Source organism: Pseudomonas sp. H9 (assembly GCF_004353925.1).
Classification (GTDB): Bacteria; Pseudomonadota; Gammaproteobacteria; order Pseudomonadales; family Pseudomonadaceae; genus Aquipseudomonas.
Genome location: NZ_SMOK01000012.1, coordinates 236,025 through 253,368, shown reverse-complemented (window position 1 = coordinate 253,368; position 17,344 = coordinate 236,025). Strand labels below are relative to the sequence as shown.

At 60.8% G+C, this 17,344-nt stretch carries 16 protein-coding genes; 11 read left to right on the top strand and 5 right to left on the bottom strand.

The features are described 5' to 3' along the window. Positions 1 to 5: 5 nt before the first annotated feature. Entirely contained in the window at positions 6 to 626 is a 621-nt protein-coding gene (gene gmk, locus E1573_RS11750) for a guanylate kinase (RefSeq protein ID WP_133213787.1), read from the top strand. A 21-nt stretch (positions 627 to 647) separates the two neighbouring features. On the opposite strand, the gene E1573_RS11745 is transcribed toward gmk, so the two are convergent. The 4 genes from E1573_RS11745 to E1573_RS11730 all read right to left on the bottom strand — a co-directional run bounded on the left by E1573_RS11745 (position 648) and on the right by E1573_RS11730 (position 5,999). After that, positions 648 to 2,198: an APC family permease gene (locus tag E1573_RS11745; protein ID WP_133213785.1), complete on the bottom strand. Its 1,551-nt coding sequence runs from the start codon at positions 2,196 to 2,198 to the stop codon at positions 648 to 650. Positions 2,199 to 2,310: 112 nt separating this feature from the next. Then, positions 2,311 to 3,090: a gamma-glutamyl-gamma-aminobutyrate hydrolase family protein gene (locus E1573_RS11740; protein WP_133213783.1), complete on the bottom strand. Its 780-nt coding sequence runs from the start codon at positions 3,088 to 3,090 to the stop codon at positions 2,311 to 2,313. Between the two features lie 14 nt (positions 3,091 to 3,104). Then, positions 3,105 to 4,598, bottom strand: coding sequence for an aldehyde dehydrogenase (locus E1573_RS11735; protein ID WP_133213781.1), 1,494 nt, complete (start codon positions 4,596 to 4,598; stop codon positions 3,105 to 3,107). An 18-nt stretch (positions 4,599 to 4,616) separates the two neighbouring features. Beyond that, positions 4,617 to 5,999, bottom strand: coding sequence for a glutamine synthetase family protein (locus E1573_RS11730; RefSeq protein ID WP_133213779.1), 1,383 nt, complete (start codon positions 5,997 to 5,999; stop codon positions 4,617 to 4,619). 242 nt (positions 6,000 to 6,241) lie between these two features. On the opposite strand from E1573_RS11730, the gene E1573_RS11725 reads away from it, so the two are divergent. The 5 genes from E1573_RS11725 (at position 6,242) to E1573_RS11705 (ending at position 10,979) form a co-directional block, all read left to right on the top strand. Continuing rightward, complete coding sequence (locus tag E1573_RS11725; protein ID WP_133213777.1) at positions 6,242 to 7,120, top strand: LysR family transcriptional regulator; 879 nt, start codon at positions 6,242 to 6,244, stop codon at positions 7,118 to 7,120. A gap of 225 nt (positions 7,121 to 7,345) precedes the next feature. Further along, entirely contained in the window at positions 7,346 to 7,612 is a 267-nt protein-coding gene (gene rpoZ / locus E1573_RS11720) for a DNA-directed RNA polymerase subunit omega (RefSeq protein WP_028942466.1), read from the top strand. Positions 7,613 to 7,672: 60 nt separating this feature from the next. Further along, on the top strand, positions 7,673 to 9,781 hold the full coding sequence (spoT, locus tag E1573_RS11715; protein ID WP_133213775.1) for a bifunctional GTP diphosphokinase/guanosine-3',5'-bis pyrophosphate 3'-pyrophosphohydrolase: 2,109 nt from the start codon (positions 7,673 to 7,675) through the stop codon (positions 9,779 to 9,781). A 23-nt stretch (positions 9,782 to 9,804) separates the two neighbouring features. After that, positions 9,805 to 10,185: a RidA family protein gene (locus E1573_RS11710; RefSeq protein WP_038615925.1), complete on the top strand. Its 381-nt coding sequence runs from the start codon at positions 9,805 to 9,807 to the stop codon at positions 10,183 to 10,185. Between the two features lie 59 nt (positions 10,186 to 10,244). Then, positions 10,245 to 10,979 carry a hypothetical protein gene (locus tag E1573_RS11705; RefSeq protein ID WP_133213773.1) on the top strand — a complete coding sequence of 245 codons (735 nt, stop codon included), beginning with the start codon at positions 10,245 to 10,247 and terminating at the stop codon, positions 10,977 to 10,979. 8 nt (positions 10,980 to 10,987) lie between these two features. Here the strand turns inward: E1573_RS11705 and E1573_RS11700 are convergent, their stop codons facing one another. Continuing rightward, the gene (locus E1573_RS11700) at positions 10,988 to 11,848 is read right to left on the bottom strand and encodes an SDR family oxidoreductase (RefSeq protein WP_133213771.1); all 861 of its coding nucleotides are present in this window, start codon (positions 11,846 to 11,848) and stop codon (positions 10,988 to 10,990) included. A gap of 195 nt (positions 11,849 to 12,043) precedes the next feature. Between E1573_RS11700 and exbB the strand changes: the two genes are divergently transcribed. The 5 genes from exbB to recG all read left to right on the top strand — a co-directional run bounded on the left by exbB (position 12,044) and on the right by recG (position 17,331). Then, the gene (gene exbB, locus E1573_RS11695) at positions 12,044 to 13,069 is read left to right on the top strand and encodes a tonB-system energizer ExbB (protein WP_133213769.1); all 1,026 of its coding nucleotides are present in this window, start codon (positions 12,044 to 12,046) and stop codon (positions 13,067 to 13,069) included. A gap of 3 nt (positions 13,070 to 13,072) precedes the next feature. After that, positions 13,073 to 13,498, top strand: coding sequence for a TonB system transport protein ExbD (gene exbD / locus E1573_RS11690; RefSeq protein ID WP_133213767.1), 426 nt, complete (start codon positions 13,073 to 13,075; stop codon positions 13,496 to 13,498). Beyond that, positions 13,495 to 14,232, top strand: coding sequence for an energy transducer TonB (locus tag E1573_RS11685; protein ID WP_133213765.1), 738 nt, complete (start codon positions 13,495 to 13,497; stop codon positions 14,230 to 14,232). Before exbD ends, E1573_RS11685 begins: the two co-directional genes overlap by 4 nt. A gap of 93 nt (positions 14,233 to 14,325) precedes the next feature. Continuing rightward, positions 14,326 to 15,246 (top strand): hydrogen peroxide-inducible genes activator, encoded by a 921-nt coding sequence (locus E1573_RS11680; protein ID WP_128321929.1) that lies wholly within the window; start codon positions 14,326 to 14,328, stop codon positions 15,244 to 15,246. Between the two features lie 9 nt (positions 15,247 to 15,255). Further along, positions 15,256 to 17,331 (top strand): ATP-dependent DNA helicase RecG, encoded by a 2,076-nt coding sequence (gene recG / locus E1573_RS11675; protein WP_133213763.1) that lies wholly within the window; start codon positions 15,256 to 15,258, stop codon positions 17,329 to 17,331. The last annotated feature ends 13 nt before the right edge of the window (positions 17,332 to 17,344 follow it).

Below are 17,344 nucleotides of genomic sequence, written 5' to 3'. Positions count from 1 at the left end.
CGACCATGAATCACAGCAGCGGCACCCTTTATATCGTTTCGGCCCCGTCAGGCGCCGGCAAGACCAGCCTGGTCAAAGCCCTGATGGACGCCGATAGCAGCATCCAGGTTTCGGTCTCGCACACCACGCGGGCCATGCGCCCAGGCGAAGTGCACGGCGTGAACTATCACTTCGTCGAGCACACCACGTTCAAACTGATGATCGAGCAAGGCGACTTCCTCGAACAGGCTGAAGTGTTCGGTAACTTCTACGGCACCTCGCGCAGTGCGCTGCAGCAAACCCTCGATCAGGGTCACGATCTGATTCTGGAAATCGATTGGCAAGGCGCCCAGCAAGTACGCAAGTTGATGCCTGAGGCGCGCTCGATCTTCATCCTGCCGCCCACCCAGGAAGCCTTGCGCCAGCGCCTGACCAACCGTGGCCAGGACAGCGATGAGATCATTGAAGGTCGGATGCGAGAAGCAGTCAGCGAGATGAGTCATTACGACGAATATGACTTCGTCATCATCAACGATGACTTCGCCACTGCGCTGGAAGACCTCAAAGCAGTCTTCCGCGCCAACCGCTTGCTGCGGGAGAACCAGCAGCAGCGTCATGGTCAGCTGCTCACGCAATTGCTTGCCTGAGCAACTGGAGACTCCAGCCGCTTAGCGGCGGTTGGAGACTGTGGCGTGACGTTGCAGGGTCATGCCCAGGAAGAACGCCGGTGCCCGCAGGCGTGACAGCATCATCAGCCCCAGCCCCAGCAGTGTGATGATCACTGCGATCACGAACACCAGCCCCAGACCACCGACGTGCGAGCCGCTGCCAAACGAAGGCGAAGCGCTGTCGTAGGCTGTCTGCAGGAAGATCACCGAGAGAATGCCACCGCCCAGCAGCGGGCACAGGCCGCGCATCAGGAAGTGACGCACGCTGTCGAACAGGCTGTGGCGGAAGTACCAGACACAGGCATACGCGGTCAGCGAGTAGTAGAAGCAGATCATCATGCCCAAAGCAGTGATGGTGTCGGCCAGTACGTTTTCACTCAGCGTACGCATGGTGACGTAGAACACGCCCGCCGCCACACCGGCGCAAATCGTTGCGTAACGTGGGGTTTTCGAGCGAGGGCAAATGTTGGCGAAACGCTCCGGTACCGCGCCGTAGTAACCCATGGCCAGCAAGGTGCGCGCTGGTGCCACAAAGGTTGACTGCAGCGAGGCAGCGGTGCTGGCCAACACCGCGATCGACATCAGGATCGCCAACGGCCCCATCACTGGGCCAGCCAGGTGGGCAAAGACGTTTTCCTGGATACGCGGATTGTTCAGGCCCAGGCCATCTTCACCAATACCGGCAAACTGCAGCGTGGCAATTGCCGTCACCAGGTACAAGCCGAGAATCAGCAGCACTGTCAGGGTCGCCGCACGGCCGGGGGTGTCACCGCTGCCCACAGACTCTTCACTGATGCTCAGGCACACGTCCCAGCCCCAGAAGATGAAAATCGACAACGACAGGCCAGCAGCAAATGCTGAGAAGGACTCAACACCAAATGGATTGAACCAGGCAAAGTCGAACTCCAGCGGCGGCATCGGTGCCGACTCGCCAAAAGCGGCCATGGCAAAGCCCACCAACACCACCAACTGCAACGCTACCAGGCTGTACTGCACCGTCATGGTAGTAGTAATCCCGCGGCAGCAGATCCACACCGCCATGGCAATGAACACGCAACAGGTGACGACGTTGATCACCAGGTTATCCGCCAGCGCTGCCACCTCGTGGCTACCGGTGATCTGCCCGAGGAACAGGTAGAAGAAGTCGACGGCCACCCCCGCGAGGTTGGACAACACAATGGTGGTGGCCGTGACCAACCCCCAACCGCCGATCCAGCCGATCATCGGGCCAAATGCCCGTGCCGACCAAGTGAAGGACGTACCGCTGTCAGGCTCCGCCGAGTTCAGCTCGCGGTAGCCCAGCGCTACCAGCAGCATAGGCAGGAAGCCGACGATGAACACCGCTGGCAGATGGGCTCCGACTTCACGTACGGTCGGGCCAAGAGCACCCGTGAGGGTGTAGACCGGTGCAATGGTGGAGATACCCAGCACAATGCTCGCCAGCAGCCCAAGCCGACCCGCGTCGAGGCCTTTGGTTGCTTTCGATGCACCGCTTTCCTGGGTGCGAGCTTGTCCCATACCTGGGGACAGGCCTGCTTCGTATTCGCTCATGAGTAGTTGCCGCCGCTTTTACTATTGTTTTTCAGGGCGCCCCGCAGCGCGCCCACTTGCACTCAATGAAACTTGTTGCCTGGTGATACAGCTCCGGATCAACCGGATACCCTCATAGGGTCTTCTCCCGATGACGCTTGCCCCTTGCACGGGCCAGACATGCCTCACGAAACGCCTGGAACAGGCGCAACGAAACCGGGTTGTCGGTCATGCGGTACTCAGGGTGCCATTGCACACCGACCACAAAACCGGGGGCATCCTCCATGGATACCGCTTCGATCAGTCCGTCCGGCGCCAGGGCCTCGGCCCGCAGGCCGTCAGCCAGGCGATTGATGCCCTGGCTATGAAGCGAATTGACCATGAAGTGCTGCTCCAGCCCCAGACGCTCGAACAGCCCACCGGGCTGTACGGTCACGCTATGACGTGGGCTGTATTGCTCTTCCAGTGGTGCGTCCTGCGGCTCGCGGTGATCGAGGAAACCTGGCAGCTCCTGCACTCGCTGGTGCAGCGTGCCGCCCAAGGCAACGTTCAATTCCTGGAATCCACGGCAGATACAGAACACCGGCACACCGGTGGCAATGGCGGCCTGCAACAACGGCAGGGTCAGCCGGTCACGAAACACATCGTGCTTCGTACCTTCCACGCTGGGGGCGCCATTGTAATGATGCGGCTCGACATTAGAAGGCGAACCGGTAAAAAGAATGCCATCGAGGCGTTCCAGCAGACGCTGAGGGTCAACCGGCTCAGCGCGCGCAGGGAGGATCAAAGGAATGCCGGCATAGCCTGCCGCTTCGACGTACTTGTCGCCGACGGTATGCGACGAGTTGTGGCCCAGCTGCTGACGACAGGCAGAAATGCCAATCAAAGGCGGCAGGTCATTGGTAGTTTGCATGGGTTCACCCTCCCTTACAGCTTGATCCAGGTCGCCTTGAGTTCAGTGTATTTATCAAAAGCGTGCAGCGATTTGTCCCGGCCATTACCCGACTGCTTGAAACCGCCAAAAGGCGCGGTCATGTCGCCGCCGTCGTACTGGTTGACCCAGACGCTACCGGCGCGCAGCGCGCGAGCAGTGTTATGGGCACGGGAGATATCGCTGGTCCAGACTGCTGCAGCCAGGCCGAACGGTGAATCGTTGGCAATGGCCACGGCCTCTTCGGCACTGTCGAAGGTAATGACCGACAACACCGGCCCGAAGATTTCTTCGCGGGCGATACGCATGGCGTTGGTGACGCCATCGAAGATGGCCGGCTGCAGGTAGACACCACAGGTGTCTTCCAGCACGCGCTCACCACCAGTAAGCAAGGTGGCGCCATCGGCTTTACCCGCTTCGATGTAGCCGAGCACGGTGTCGAGCTGTGTGCCGTCTACCAAGGCGCCGACGCGGGTCTCTGGATCCAGCGCGTGGCCTGGCTTCCAGGCTTTGAGGGCTTCAACCACCATGGGCAGGAAGCGCTCCTTGATACTGCGCTCGACCAGCAGACGCGAACCGGCAATGCACACTTCACCCTGGTTAAAGGCGATAGCCGCAGCGGCGGCATCAGCAGCCGCCTGCAGGTCAGGAGCATCAGCAAAGACGATGTTCGGGCTCTTGCCACCAGCTTCCAGCCAGACCCGCTTCATGTTCGACTCACCGGCATACACCATCAATTGCTTGGCAATGCGCGTGGAGCCAGTGAACACCAGGGTATCGACGTCCATGTGCAAGGCCAGGGCCTTGCCCACGGTGTGGCCATAGCCAGGCAAGACGTTGAGCACGCCCGCTGGCAGACCCGCATCGAGCGCCAACTGCGCGATACGGATCGCGGTCAGCGGTGATTTTTCGGACGGCTTGAGGATCACCGAGTTACCGGTGGCCAGGGCCGGGCCGAGTTTCCAACAGGCCATCATCAGTGGGAAGTTCCACGGAACAATGGCCGCAACCACGCCGACCGGCTCGCGGGTGACCAGACCCAGCTGGTCGGACGCGGTTGCAGCAACTTCGTCGTAAATCTTGTCGATCGCTTCGGCGTGCCAGCGAATGGCGTTGGCCGCAGCGGGAATATCAATGCTCAAGGAGTCGGCAATCGGCTTGCCCATGTCCAGGGTTTCCAGCAGCGCCAGTTCTTCAGCATTGGCCAGCAGCAGGTCAGCGAAGGCAATCAGCACGCGCTTGCGCTGTGCCGGAGCCTGTTTTGCCCACACGCCACTGTCAAAGCTGCGGCGAGCGGCAGCCACGGCGAGCTCGGCGTCGGCGCTGTCGCAACTAGCAATCTGCGCCAGCAAGCGGCCATCGACCGGGCTTGAACAATCGAAACTGTCACCAGCGACACTGGTGCAATACTGCCCGTCAATAAAGGCTCGGCCTTCGATCTTCAGGGTCTGGAACAGCTGTTCCCAGTGTTCACGTGGTGCAATTGTCATTGTTGTTATCTCCGGGCATCACACGGTATGCAGGTACCAGTTGTATTCGAGGTCGGAAATCGACACTTCGAATTCGGCCATCTCGCTTTCCTTGCAGGCGACAAAAATGTCGATGTAGTCCGGGCTGATGTATTTGTTCAGCACTTCGCTGTCATCAAGCTCACGCAGCGCATCGCGCAGGTTGTTCGGCAAGCTCTGCTCCAGCTGCTCATAGCTGTTGCCTTCAATCGGCGCGCCCGGCTCGATCTGGTTGGTCAGGCCGTGGTGAATGCCCGCCAGAATCGCCGCCATCATCAGGTAAGGGTTGGCATCGGCACCGGCCACGCGGTGCTCGATACGTACCGCATCGCTGCTGCCGGTCGGTACGCGAACAGCCACAGTACGGTTGTCCAGGCCCCAGCTTGGCGCATTCGGCACGTAGAACTGGGCACCGAAACGGCGGTAGGAGTTGATGTTCGGGCACAGGAATGCCATCGACGCCGGCATGGTCTCCAGCACACCGCCGATGGCATGACGCAAGGTCTGGCTCTGCTCGGGGTCATCACTGGCGAAGATGTTCTTGCCGGTTTTCTTGTCCAGCAACGAGATATGCACGTGCAGACCGTTGCCCGCCTGGCCCGGATAAGGCTTGGCCATGAAGGTGGAATCCATTTCATGGTCGTAGGCGATGTTTTTGATCAGGCGCTTGAGCAACACCGCGTAGTCGCACGCTTTGATCGCGTCGGCAACGTGGTGCATGTTGACTTCAAACTGCGCCGGGGCGCTTTCCTTGACGATGGCATCGGCAGGAATGCCTTGCTCTTTCGCCGCTTCAAGCATGTCTTGCAGGCAGTCGACGTACTCGTCCAGGTCGTCGATCAGGTACACCTGGGTCGACTGCGGACGCTTGCCGGAGATGGGCGAGCGCGGCGGCTGCGGACGGCCGTTGAGGTTGTCCTGGTCGATCAGGTAGAACTCCAGCTCGAACGCTGCGCAGATATCCAAGCCCAGGGCGTCGAACTTCTCCACCACACCGCGCAGGACTTCCCGCGGGTCGGCGAAGAACGGCGCGCCGTCCAGCTCGTGCATGGTCATCAGCAACTGGGCGGTCGGACGTTTCTGCCAGGGCTCGTAGCTGAGGGTTCCGGGAATCGGGAAACAGATGCGGTCGGCGTCGCCGATGTCCAGGCCAAGGCCGGTACTTTCGACGGTCGAACCGTTGATGTCCAGGGCGAACAAAGAAGCCGGCAAGTTGATGCCTTTCTCATACACCTTGACCAGGCTCGCACGCTCGATGCGCTTACCGCGTACCACGCCGTTCATGTCTGCAATCAGCAGATCGACAAATTGCACCTCAGGGTGGGCCTTGAGAAATTCACCCATCTCGTCGAGAGGGATGGCGCGCGGGGAGACCGACGTCATGGCTAGGCATCCTTTGATTTTTATCGAACGATTGTGGAGGAGGTACTGCGGCGCTACCGAGAGCGGCGATGGTTCAGTTTGTTCTTTTTAATGTGTCCATCGTGGGGACTGCAGAACGCTGTCAAATAGGACTCACGTTCCACATTCTGACAATGTTACGAGTTGATTCACGACTGCTGCCTCACTATAGAATGGCCCTAGCGCAACAGACATTGGCATTTAGGCAAGCAAAGAGTGCACCCATGCAATATCAGATCAGTCACGCCGACCTCTCGCTGGTACTCGCCCTGGTACGCGGACGTTCGTTGGCCAAAGCCGCAGAACTGCTGCGGGTGGATGTTTCGACGGTGTTCCGCTCGATTCGGCGCATGGAAGCTGCCCTCGGTACCGCGTTGTTCATAAAAAGTCGCAAAGGCTACATTCCTACCGGCACCGCCCAAGCCCTGGCTGAACAAGCCGAGCGGGCCGAACAGGCGCTGGATGCCGCGCGGGTGGCGCTGGAGCACGGCGAGCAGGTGGTGAGTGGTACCGTTCGTCTGACATGTACCGATGCGGTGCTGCACAGCCTGCTGCTGCCGGCGCTGGCTGAGTTCATGCCCACCTACCCTGCTTTATCGCTGGAACTGGCAACCTCTAACACCTTCGCCAACCTGAGCCGTCGCGATGCCGACCTTGCGTTGCGCCTGACCAACTCGCCCCCCGAGCACTTGGTTGGCCGCTGCCTGGGCTCGGCTTCCTACGTTGTGTCCGGCTTGGAGCACTACCGCGAAAAGCTCAAGCAAGCGCCGACCAGCCTGCCCTGGATCGCCCCGGATGACACCATGCAGGATCACGCCACCGAGGTGTGGCGCAGCGAACACCTACCCGGCGTCACCCCGCGCTATCGCTGCAGCAGCATTTCTGCGATTGCCCAGCTGGTGACGGCTGGCCTGGGCGTAGCCGCGCTGCCTGACTACATGGCCCACACCCTGCCGGGCGTCGAGCCGCTGAGCGATGCCCTGCCGGGGTGCGACACCGAAGTGTGGCTACTGACCCGCCCGGACTGCCGGGCGTTGCGGTCAGTGCAAACGCTGTTCGATGAGCTGACGCCGCGCTTGCGGGATGCGTTGGCGCGGCAGTAACTGCCATCGCGGGGCAAGCCCGCTCCCACTGGAACCTGTAGGAGCGGGCTTGCCCCACGATGCTTTCAATCAAACAGTTGTGCTAGAGCCCCTGAAGTGGTTATCGTCAAGGCATTCAGGGCTCGAAGTGAAATCAGCGCTTCCCTAATGGCTGGTGATTTTTTAAACTATCGAGTCCGCTCGCCCATTCGGGCTGAACACCGCATTTGCTACTTGAGGAAGACCATGGCCCGCGTAACCGTTGAAGACTGCCTAGAACACGTGGATAACCGTTTTGAGCTGGTCATGCTCTCTACCAAGCGTGCCCGTCAGCTGGCCACCGGCGGCAAAGAGCCGAAAGTGGCATGGGAAAACGACAAGCCTACCGTCGTTGCCCTGCGTGAAATCGCTGAAGGCATCTGCACCCCTGAATTCATCGCTGCCGAATCCATTGTCGAAGTCGAACCTGCCTTTGCATTCGGTAGCGAGGAAGAGGCGAACGAGGCCGTTTAAGCCTATGCCTGGTCGACGTTGTGCGGCGCAGGTCCCTTTTCCTCGGCAGGAGGTAATCCTGTGCCGAGCATAGACGCCCTCGCCGATCGCCTGTCGACCTACCTCGGTCCGGACCAGGTCAACCTGGTACGCCGAGCGTACTTCTACGCCGAACAAGCCCACGACGGCCAACGCCGTCGTAGCGGTGAGCCATACGTCACGCATCCGCTGGCGGTGGCAAGCATCCTCGCTGACATGCACATGGACCATCAAAGCCTGATGGCTGCCATGCTCCATGACGTGATCGAAGACACCGGCATTGCCAAGGAAGCCCTCAACTCGCAATTTGGCGAGACTGTGGCCGAACTGGTTGATGGGGTCAGCAAACTGACCCAGATGAACTTCGAGACCAAGGCCGAAGCCCAGGCGGAAAACTTCCAGAAAATGGCCATGGCCATGGCCAGGGACATCCGCGTAATCCTGGTCAAGCTGGCCGACCGTCTGCACAACATGCGCACCCTTGAGGTGCTGTCAGGCGAGAAGCGTCGCCGCATCGCCAAAGAAACCCTGGAAATCTACGCCCCAATCGCCAATCGCCTGGGTATGCACAGTGTGCGCGTAGAGTTTGAAGATCTGGGCTTCAAAGCCATGCACCCGATGCGCTCTGCGCGCATCTACCAGGCGGTCAAACGCGCTCGTGGCAACCGCAAGGAAATCGTCAACAAGATCGAAGAATCCCTGGCGCATTGCCTGGCGGTCGACGGCATTGAAGGCGAAGTCAGCGGCCGGCAAAAACACCTCTATGGCATCTACAAGAAGATGCGCGGCAAACGCCGGGCCTTCAACGAGATCATGGACGTGTACGCGTTTCGCATCATCGTCGACAAGGTAGACACCTGCTACCGCGTGCTCGGCGCCGTGCACAACCTGTACAAACCACTGCCTGGCCGCTTCAAGGACTACATCGCGATTCCTAAGGCCAACGGCTACCAGTCGCTGCACACCACACTGTTTGGTATGCACGGCGTGCCCATCGAAATCCAGATCCGCACCCGCGAAATGGAGGAGATGGCCAACAACGGTATTGCCGCGCACTGGCTTTACAAGTCCAGTGACGATGAGCAGCCTAAAGGCACCCATGCCCGCGCTCGTCAGTGGGTCAAAGGCGTGCTGGAAATGCAGCAACGTGCCGGCAACTCCCTGGAATTCATTGAAAGCGTGAAGATTGACCTGTTCCCGGACGAGGTCTACGTGTTCACGCCCAAAGGCCGCATCATGGAGCTGCCCAAAGGCTCCACGGCGGTCGACTTCGCTTACGCGGTGCACACCGACGTTGGCAACAGCTGTATCGCCTGCCGGATCAATCGCCGCCTGGCGCCGCTGTCCGAGCCCCTGCAGAGCGGCTCTACAGTCGAAATCGTCAGCGCCCCAGGCGCCCGACCGAACCCCGCCTGGCTCAATTTTGTCGTCACCGGTAAAGCCCGTACCCATATCCGCCATGCGCTCAAACTGCAGCGCCGCTCCGAGTCGATCAGCCTGGGCGAACGCCTGCTGAACAAAGTGCTCAATGGCTTCGACAGCGCCCTGGACAAAATCCCACAGGAACGCATCCAGGCCATGCTCAGCGAATACCGCCTGGAGCAGATCGAGGACATGCTCGAAGACATTGGCCTGGGTAACCGCATGGCCTATGTGGTCGCCCGACGCCTGTTGTCCACCGAGGGCGAGCAGTTGCCAGCACCCGAAGGCCCGCTGGCGATTCGTGGCACCGAAGGCCTGGTGCTCAGCTATGCCAAGTGCTGCACACCGATCCCGGGCGACCCGATTGTCGGTCACCTCTCGGCGGGCAAGGGCATGGTTGTACACCTGGAAAATTGCCGGAACATCAGTGAAATCCGCCATAACCCGGAAAAATGCGTGCAGCTTTCCTGGGCCAAAGACGTCGCTGGCGAGTTCAATGTCGAGCTGCGCGTCGAGCTGGAACACCAACGCGGCCTGATCGCCCTGCTGGCCAGCAGCGTCAACGCTGCCGACGGCAACATCGAGAAAATCAGCATGGACGAGCGCGATGGTCGCATCAGCGTGGTCCAACTGGTAGTCAGCGTGCACGACCGCGTGCACCTGGCCCGCGTGATCAAGAAACTACGCGCCCTGACCGGGGTGATCCGCATCACCCGCATGCGCACGTAGCCCAATAACAGCAAGGAGTCATCATGACCAAGACCGTCATCACCAGTGACAAGGCCCCAGCCGCCATCGGCACCTACTCCCAGGCGATCAAGGCCGGTAACACGGTGTACATGTCCGGCCAGATCCCACTGGACCCGAAAACCATGGAACTGGTTGAAGGCTTCGAAGCCCAGACCGTTCAGGTCTTCGAAAACCTCAAGGCGGTGGCTGAAGCTGCAGGCGGCTCGTTCAAAGACATCGTCAAGCTGAACATCTTCCTGACCGACCTGAGCCACTTCGCCAAGGTCAACGAGATCATGGGCAAATACTTCGAACAACCGTATCCGGCCCGTGCCGCCATCGGTGTTGCCGCTCTGCCACGCGGCTCGCAAGTTGAAATGGACGCGATCCTGGTCCTCGAGTAATACCCCCGCGCGGCGAGCCGCCCGGCTCGCCCTCGCTCTGCCCCGGAAAGGACCCCGCCATGCGCCATGCGCTCGCCCTGACCCTGGCTGCCGCACTGCTGAGCGGATGCGCTAGCCACAAACCCGAAGATTACAACGGCATCTGGATCAACCAGAAAGCCATTGATACCGCTGCCAAAGGCGTCAGCCTGCGTCAGGCCCTGCAAGACAACGGCCCCAACTTCGAATGGAAGGTCAATGTCGCTGCCAGCCAGGCCAGCTTCGACAACGGCTTTGAAATCGCTGAAGGCCAGCTCATCGCCAGTGAAAAGCAATATCAGGTCGCGTTCGCTGGCAACCTGGTCCAGACCCTGGCGCTCGATGGTGACGAACTGGTGCAGCAAACCAGCGATGCCATGCCGCAGCAAACCTTCGAGAGAGCCGAATCGCCTGCACCGATGGGCGCTCGCACCGGTACGACGTTTGAACAGGCCCTGTACAGTGCCTATCTGGGCGGCGAATGGAAGATCATCGAAGGCCCAGGCCAGGGCGCCACGGTGCACTTTCGCGACAACGGTAGCGTCGAAGGCTTACCCAACCTGGACCGCTATGCACTGTGCCTGGCCGGCGACTGTGCCGACATGAGCGGTGCCAACGACAGCCTGTGGCTGGAACGTAACCAGAAAGGCGCGCCATGGATCTTCAAGCGCGATGGCGATCAGCTGGAAATCCTGCGCGCCGTCAACAGCGCTCAACCTGACGAGAAACCACTGCTGCAACCCGGTGCGCGTCAGTGGCTGCTCGAACGCGACTGAGCTGAGACTTACGCGTCGCGCCCTTCAAGGATCGCCGCATAGCCTTCCTTGAAGCTCGGGTACTGAGGCGCCCAGCCCAGCGCCCGAGCACGGGCGTTACTGCAACGCTTGCTGCCGGTGCGACGCACCCGCTCCGAATCCGACCACTGCGTGACGCCCATATACTGACGAAGCCAGGCTACCACCTCGGCCAGCGGTGCCGGCGCGTCATCGACGCCGATGTAGCAATCGTCCAACGCGTGCCCTTGAGCGTCGGCCTTGATCAGGAAAGCCAGCAAGCCAGCAGCGTCTTCGGCATGAATACGGTTGGCATAGAGTGGCGGCTCTTCGGTCACCCGATAGCCCTGACGCACCTGACTCAGCAGCCATTCACGCCCAGGGCCGTAAATACCCGTCAACCGCACAACCGACGCAGGAATGCCACTGGCCAACGCCAACTGTTCGGCCTCAAGCATGACCGTACCGGTATAGCTTTGCGGTTCGGTCGCCGACATCTCGTCGATCCACTCGCCTTGCTGCTGAGCGTAAACACCGCTACTGGACACGAACAGCAAGCGTCGTGGCGCCTGCCCGCGCTCAGCCAGCCAGCTCAAAACGTGCTTCAGACCTCCGACATAGGCCGCTTGATAACCGGCTTCGTCATGCTGGCTCGCCGCCGCACAGTAAACCAGGTAGTCCGGCGCCTCTGTCGGCCAGGTGGCCGGGCACTGCGGGTCGAACAGGTCCGCAGCCACCGGCGTCACCCCTGCTGGCAGCTCGCTCACGCTGCGGCGAAGCCCACTCACTTGCCAGCCAGAAACCAGCATTTTCTTGGCCAGGCGACTACCGACATCGCCACACCCGACGATCAAAACAGACGACGCAGACATTGCCGAACTCCGTAAATCAAAGGCCAAGCCTATCCAAATAAATCGATAGGCGGCTAGCAATGATGGAAAAAAAGTAACTTTATTACTTCTGCTAACAAGAATTACTTGCAATAATGGCCGCCCAATTTTGTTCTCGGCCTGTATCGAGGCCTGGAAGGACAAGCAACTCTTTCTTCTTCATCAGGTCCGGCCAGCATGACACGTATCCAACCTTCCGCTTCGCCAACCACGCCGCGCGTATGGCGCGCCATTGCCGCGCTGATGTTCAGCCTGGCCGTGGCCCCGGCTGCATTGGCCGATGAGCCGACCACACCTGCTGCAACGCCCGCTGCTGCCGTAGCGCCTGCTGCTGCCCCAGCAGCACCTGGCGAACAGCCAGCCACACCAGCTGACCCAGCCGCTGCGCCAGCGCCTGTTGCTGGCCAGGCCCCGATTGCTGGCCAAGCACCTGTTGAAGGTCAGGCCGCCAGCGAAGCTGCCGAAGTCGAAGCGCTGGTTGAAGACACCAGCCTGGGCATGGCCCACGACCTGTCTCCATGGGGCATGTACAAAAACGCCGACATCGTGGTCAAGATCGTCATGATCGGCCTGGTCATTGCCTCGATCATCACCTGGACTATCTGGATCGCCAAAGGCTTCGAGCTGATGGGCGCCAAGCGTCGTCTGCGTGGCGATATCGCCCTGCTGAAAAAAGCCACCACCCTCAAAGAAGCCAGCGACGCCACCAACAAGGAAGGCACCCTGGGCCACGTGCTGGTTCACGATGCCTTGGATGAAATGCGTCTGTCGGCCAATACCCGCGAGAAAGAAGGTATCAAAGAGCGCGTCAGCTTCCGTCTTGAGCGTCTGGTAGCTGCCAGCGGCCGCAACATGAGCAGCGGCACCGGCGCGCTGGCAACCATCGGTTCCACCGCTCCGTTCGTCGGTCTGTTCGGTACCGTATGGGGCATCATGAACAGCTTCATCGGCATCGCCAAAACCCAAACCACCAACCTCGCCGTTGTTGCCCCAGGTATTGCCGAGGCCCTGCTGGCCACCGCACTGGGCCTGGTTGCAGCGATCCCGGCTGTAGTTATCTATAACGTCTTCGCCCGCTCCATCGCCGGTTACAAAGCACAGGTGTCGGATGCTTCGGCAGAAGTCCTGTTGCTGGTCAGCCGCGACCTGGACCACCAGCCAGCTGATCGCGCCACTGCACCTCACATGGTGAAAGTGGGGTAATCCATGGGCCTGCATCTTAACGAAGGTGGCGACGACCTCGCCGAGAACCACGAAATCAACGTCACGCCGTTCATCGACGTGATGTTGGTCCTGCTGATCATCTTCATGGTGGCAGCGCCACTGGCTACCGTCGACATCAAGGTCGACCTGCCGGCCTCGACCGCCAAGCCAGCGCCGAGGCCCGAGAAACCGGTGTTCCTCAGCGTCAAAGCCGATCAGAACGTCTATGTCGGTGACGAGCAGGTGCAACGCGACCAGCTCGGCGCAGTACTCGACGCCAAGACCAAGGGCGACAAGGACACGACGATCTTCTTCCAGGCTGACAAAGGCGTGGATTACGGCGATCTGATGGAAGTCATGAATTCGCTGCGCGCGGCCGGTTACCTGAAAGTCGGTCTGGTCGGGCTTGAGACGGCAGCCAAAAAATGATCAAGACGCGGCATAAAATGACGCGTTACAGCATCAGTCTGGCGATTGTGCTGGGTATCCATGCCGTCGCCGTGCTGCTGACGCTCAATTGGTCGGTACCCCAAGCGATCGAACTGCCGCCCGCGGCGATGATGATCGAAATGGCCCCGATGCCCGAACCGGCACCTCCACCGCCGCCGAAGGTCGTGACTCCGCCACAGCCGCCAGCGCCGGTTGAAGAACCGCCATTGCCGAAACTGGCCGAGGCGCCAAAACCGAAAATCGCCATTGCCAAGCCGGTCAAGCCGAAGGCTAAACCGCAGCCGCCCAAGCCTGAGAAAAAGCCTGAGCCGCCGCAGGAAAAGCCTGCTGACGAAGAAGTGGTCGATACACCGCCAAGCAACGCGCCGACTCAGAAGTCCGCAGCGCCAGCGCCGAGTATCGCTACCAACAGCAATGCCTTGCCAACCTGGCAGAGCGACCTGTTGCGCCACTTGGCCAAGTACAAGCGCTACCCGGAAAACGCCCGTCGTATGCGCATGGAAGGCATCAACCGTCTGCGCTTTGTGGTTGATGGCGAGGGCAAGATCCTTTCGTACACCCTGGCCGGAGGTTCGGGCAGTGCCGCACTGGATCGGGCAACGCTGGAGATGATTCGTCGTGCCCAGCCGGTTCCACCGCCGCCCAAGGAATTGCTTAACAACGGCAGCATCGAGGTGATCGCGCCTTTCGTCTACTCGCTGGACAAGCGCTAACACTTTGTTTCTGTCACAACCAGGCAACTCTGATAACGTGCGTCTATCGATTGCAGCCGCTATGCTGGGGCCGCAACTTCATGGACGCACGTTATGACCCTCACAGAATTACGCTACATCGTCACCCTTGCTCAAGAACAGCACTTCGGCCATGCAGCCGAGCGTTGCCATGTCAGCCAGCCGACCCTGTCGGTGGGTGTGAAAAAGCTTGAGGATGAGCTCGGTGTACTGATCTTCGAGCGTAGCAAAAGCGCTGTACGCCTGACTCCGGTCGGCGAAGGTATCGTTGCCCAGGCCCAGAAAGTCCTCGAGCAAGCCCAAGGCATTCGCGAGCTGGCCCAGGCCGGTAAGAACCAGTTGACCGCACCGCTGAAAGTCGGGGCCATCTACACCGTCGGCCCTTACCTGTTCCCGCACCTGATCCCGCAACTGCATCGGGTCGCCCCGCAGATGCCGTTGTACATCGAAGAAAACTTCACGCACATCCTGCGCGACAAGCTGCGCAACGGTGAACTAGACGCCGTGATCATCGCGCTGCCATTCAATGAAGCCGATGTGCTGACCCTGCCGCTGTACGATGAGCCTTTCTATGTGCTGATGCCCAGCGAGCACCCCTGGACCAAGAAAGAAACCATCGACGCCAGCCTGCTCAACGACAAGAGCCTGCTGTTGCTCGGTGAAGGCCACTGCTTCCGCGATCAGGTCCTTGAGGCCTGCCCGACCCTGACCAAGGGCAGTGACGGTGCCAAGCACACCACGGTCGAATCCAGCTCGCTGGAAACCATCCGCCACATGGTCGCGTCGGGCCTTGGCGTGTCGATCCTGCCGCTGTCGGCGGTACACAGCCATCACTACGCACCGGGCGTCATCGAAGTGCGCCCCTTGAGCCCACCGGCGCCGTTCCGCACCGTGGCCATTGCCTGGCGCGCCAGCTTCCCACGGCCCAAGGCAATCGAGATCCTCGCCGACTCCATCCGTCTGTGCTCGGTGGCCAAACCACCGGTGAGCGCGTAGGACGTCAGCATGTCGGAGTTGTCCCAGGTCTCGGTGACTGCACTGAAGGGCGTTGGCGAAGCCATGGCCGAAAAGCTGGCCAAGGTCGGCCTGGAAAACCTTCAGGATGTGCTCTTTCACTTGCCGCTGCGCTATCAGGACCGCACCCGTGTGGCCCCGATCGGCGCTTTGCGCCCTGGCCAGGATGCGGTGATCGAAGGCGTCGTCAGCGGCGCCGATGTGGTCATGGGCAAACGTCGCAGCCTGGTGGTGCGCCTGGGTGACGGCACAGGTGTGCTGAGCCTGCGCTTTTACCACTTCAGCAATGCGCAAAAAGAAGGCCTGAAACGTGGCACTCACCTGCGCTGCTATGGCGAAGCCCGCCCCGGCGCCTCGGGCCTGGAAATCTACCACCCGGAGTATCGCGCCCTGACCGGCGACGAACCGGTGCCCGTGGAACAGACCCTGACCCCTATCTACCCGACCACTGAAGGCCTGACCCAGCAGCGCCTGCGTCAGCTGTGCCAGCAAAGCCTGGCGATGCTCGGCCCGCGTAGCCTGCCCGATTGGCTGCCGCTGGAGCTGGCCCGGGACTACCAACTGGCACCGCTGGATGAAGCGATCCGCTACCTGCATCACCCACCAGCCGACGCCGATGTCGACGAACTTGCCGAAGGCCAGCACTGGGCCCAGCACCGACTGGCGTTTGAAGAACTGCTGACCCACCAGCTATCGCAGCAGCGCCTGCGCGAAAGCCTGCGAGCGCAACGAGCACCGGTACTGCCCAAGGCCACGCGCCTGCCCCAGCAATACCTGGCCAACCTCGGCTTTGCGCCCACCGGAGCCCAGCAACGAGTTGGCAACGAGATTGCCTACGATCTCAGTCAGCCCGAGCCTATGCTGCGCCTGGTACAAGGTGACGTCGGTGCCGGCAAAACCGTGGTGGCCGCGCTGGCTGCCCTGCAGGCGCTGGAAGCGGGCTACCAGGTGGCGCTGATGGCCCCCACCGAGATCCTCGCTGAACAGCACTACGCCACCTTCAAACGCTGGCTGGAGCCGCTGGGTATCGAAGTTGCCTGGTTGGCCGGCAAGCTCAAAGGCAAGGCCCGCGCCAGCGCCCTGGAGCAAATCGCAGCAGGCGCCCCAATGGTGGTGGGCACCCATGCACTGTTCCAAGAAGAAGTGAAATTCCACAACCTGGCCCTGGCAATCATCGACGAGCAGCATCGCTTCGGCGTTCAACAACGCCTGGCGCTGCGCCAGAAAGGCGTTGGCGGGCAACTCTGCCCTCACCAGTTGATCATGACTGCAACGCCCATCCCGCGCACATTGGCGATGAGTGCCTACGCAGACCTGGACACCTCGATCCTCGATGAATTGCCGCCTGGGCGTACGCCGGTAAACACTGTGCTGGTTGCTGACAGCCGTCGCTTCGAGGTGGTTGAACGGGTGCGCGCGGCGTGCGCCGAGGGGCGTCAGGCTTATTGGGTATGTACCCTGATCGAAGAATCCGAAGAGCTGACCTGCCAGGCTGCTGAAACCACCTTCGAGGAGCTGGGCAGTGCCTTGGGAGAACTGCGCGTCGGCCTGATTCACGGGCGCATGAAGCCTGCCGAAAAAGCGGCGGTAATGGCCGAGTTCAAGCAAGGCAACCTGCAGTTGCTGGTGGCGACCACCGTGATCGAAGTCGGTGTCGACGTGCCCAACGCCAGCCTGATGATTATCGAGAACCCTGAACGCCTTGGCCTGGCCCAATTGCACCAGTTGCGCGGCCGGGTCGGACGCGGCAGCGCGGTGAGTCACTGTGTACTGATGTATCACCCGCCACTGTCGCAGATTGGTCGCGAGCGCCTGGGGATCATGCGCGAAACCAATGACGGCTTCATCATCGCCGAGAAAGACCTCGAGCTGCGCGGCCCCGGTGAAATGCTCGGTACGCGCCAGACCGGCCTGCTGCAGTTCAAGGTGGCTGACCTGATGCGTGACGCTGATCTCTTGCCAGCGGTACGCGATGCCGCCCAGGCTCTGCTGGCACGCTGGCCGGAGCATGTCAGCCCGCTGCTGGACCGCTGGCTGCGTCATGGCCAGCAATATGGACAGGTGTGATCGCCGTCTCAAA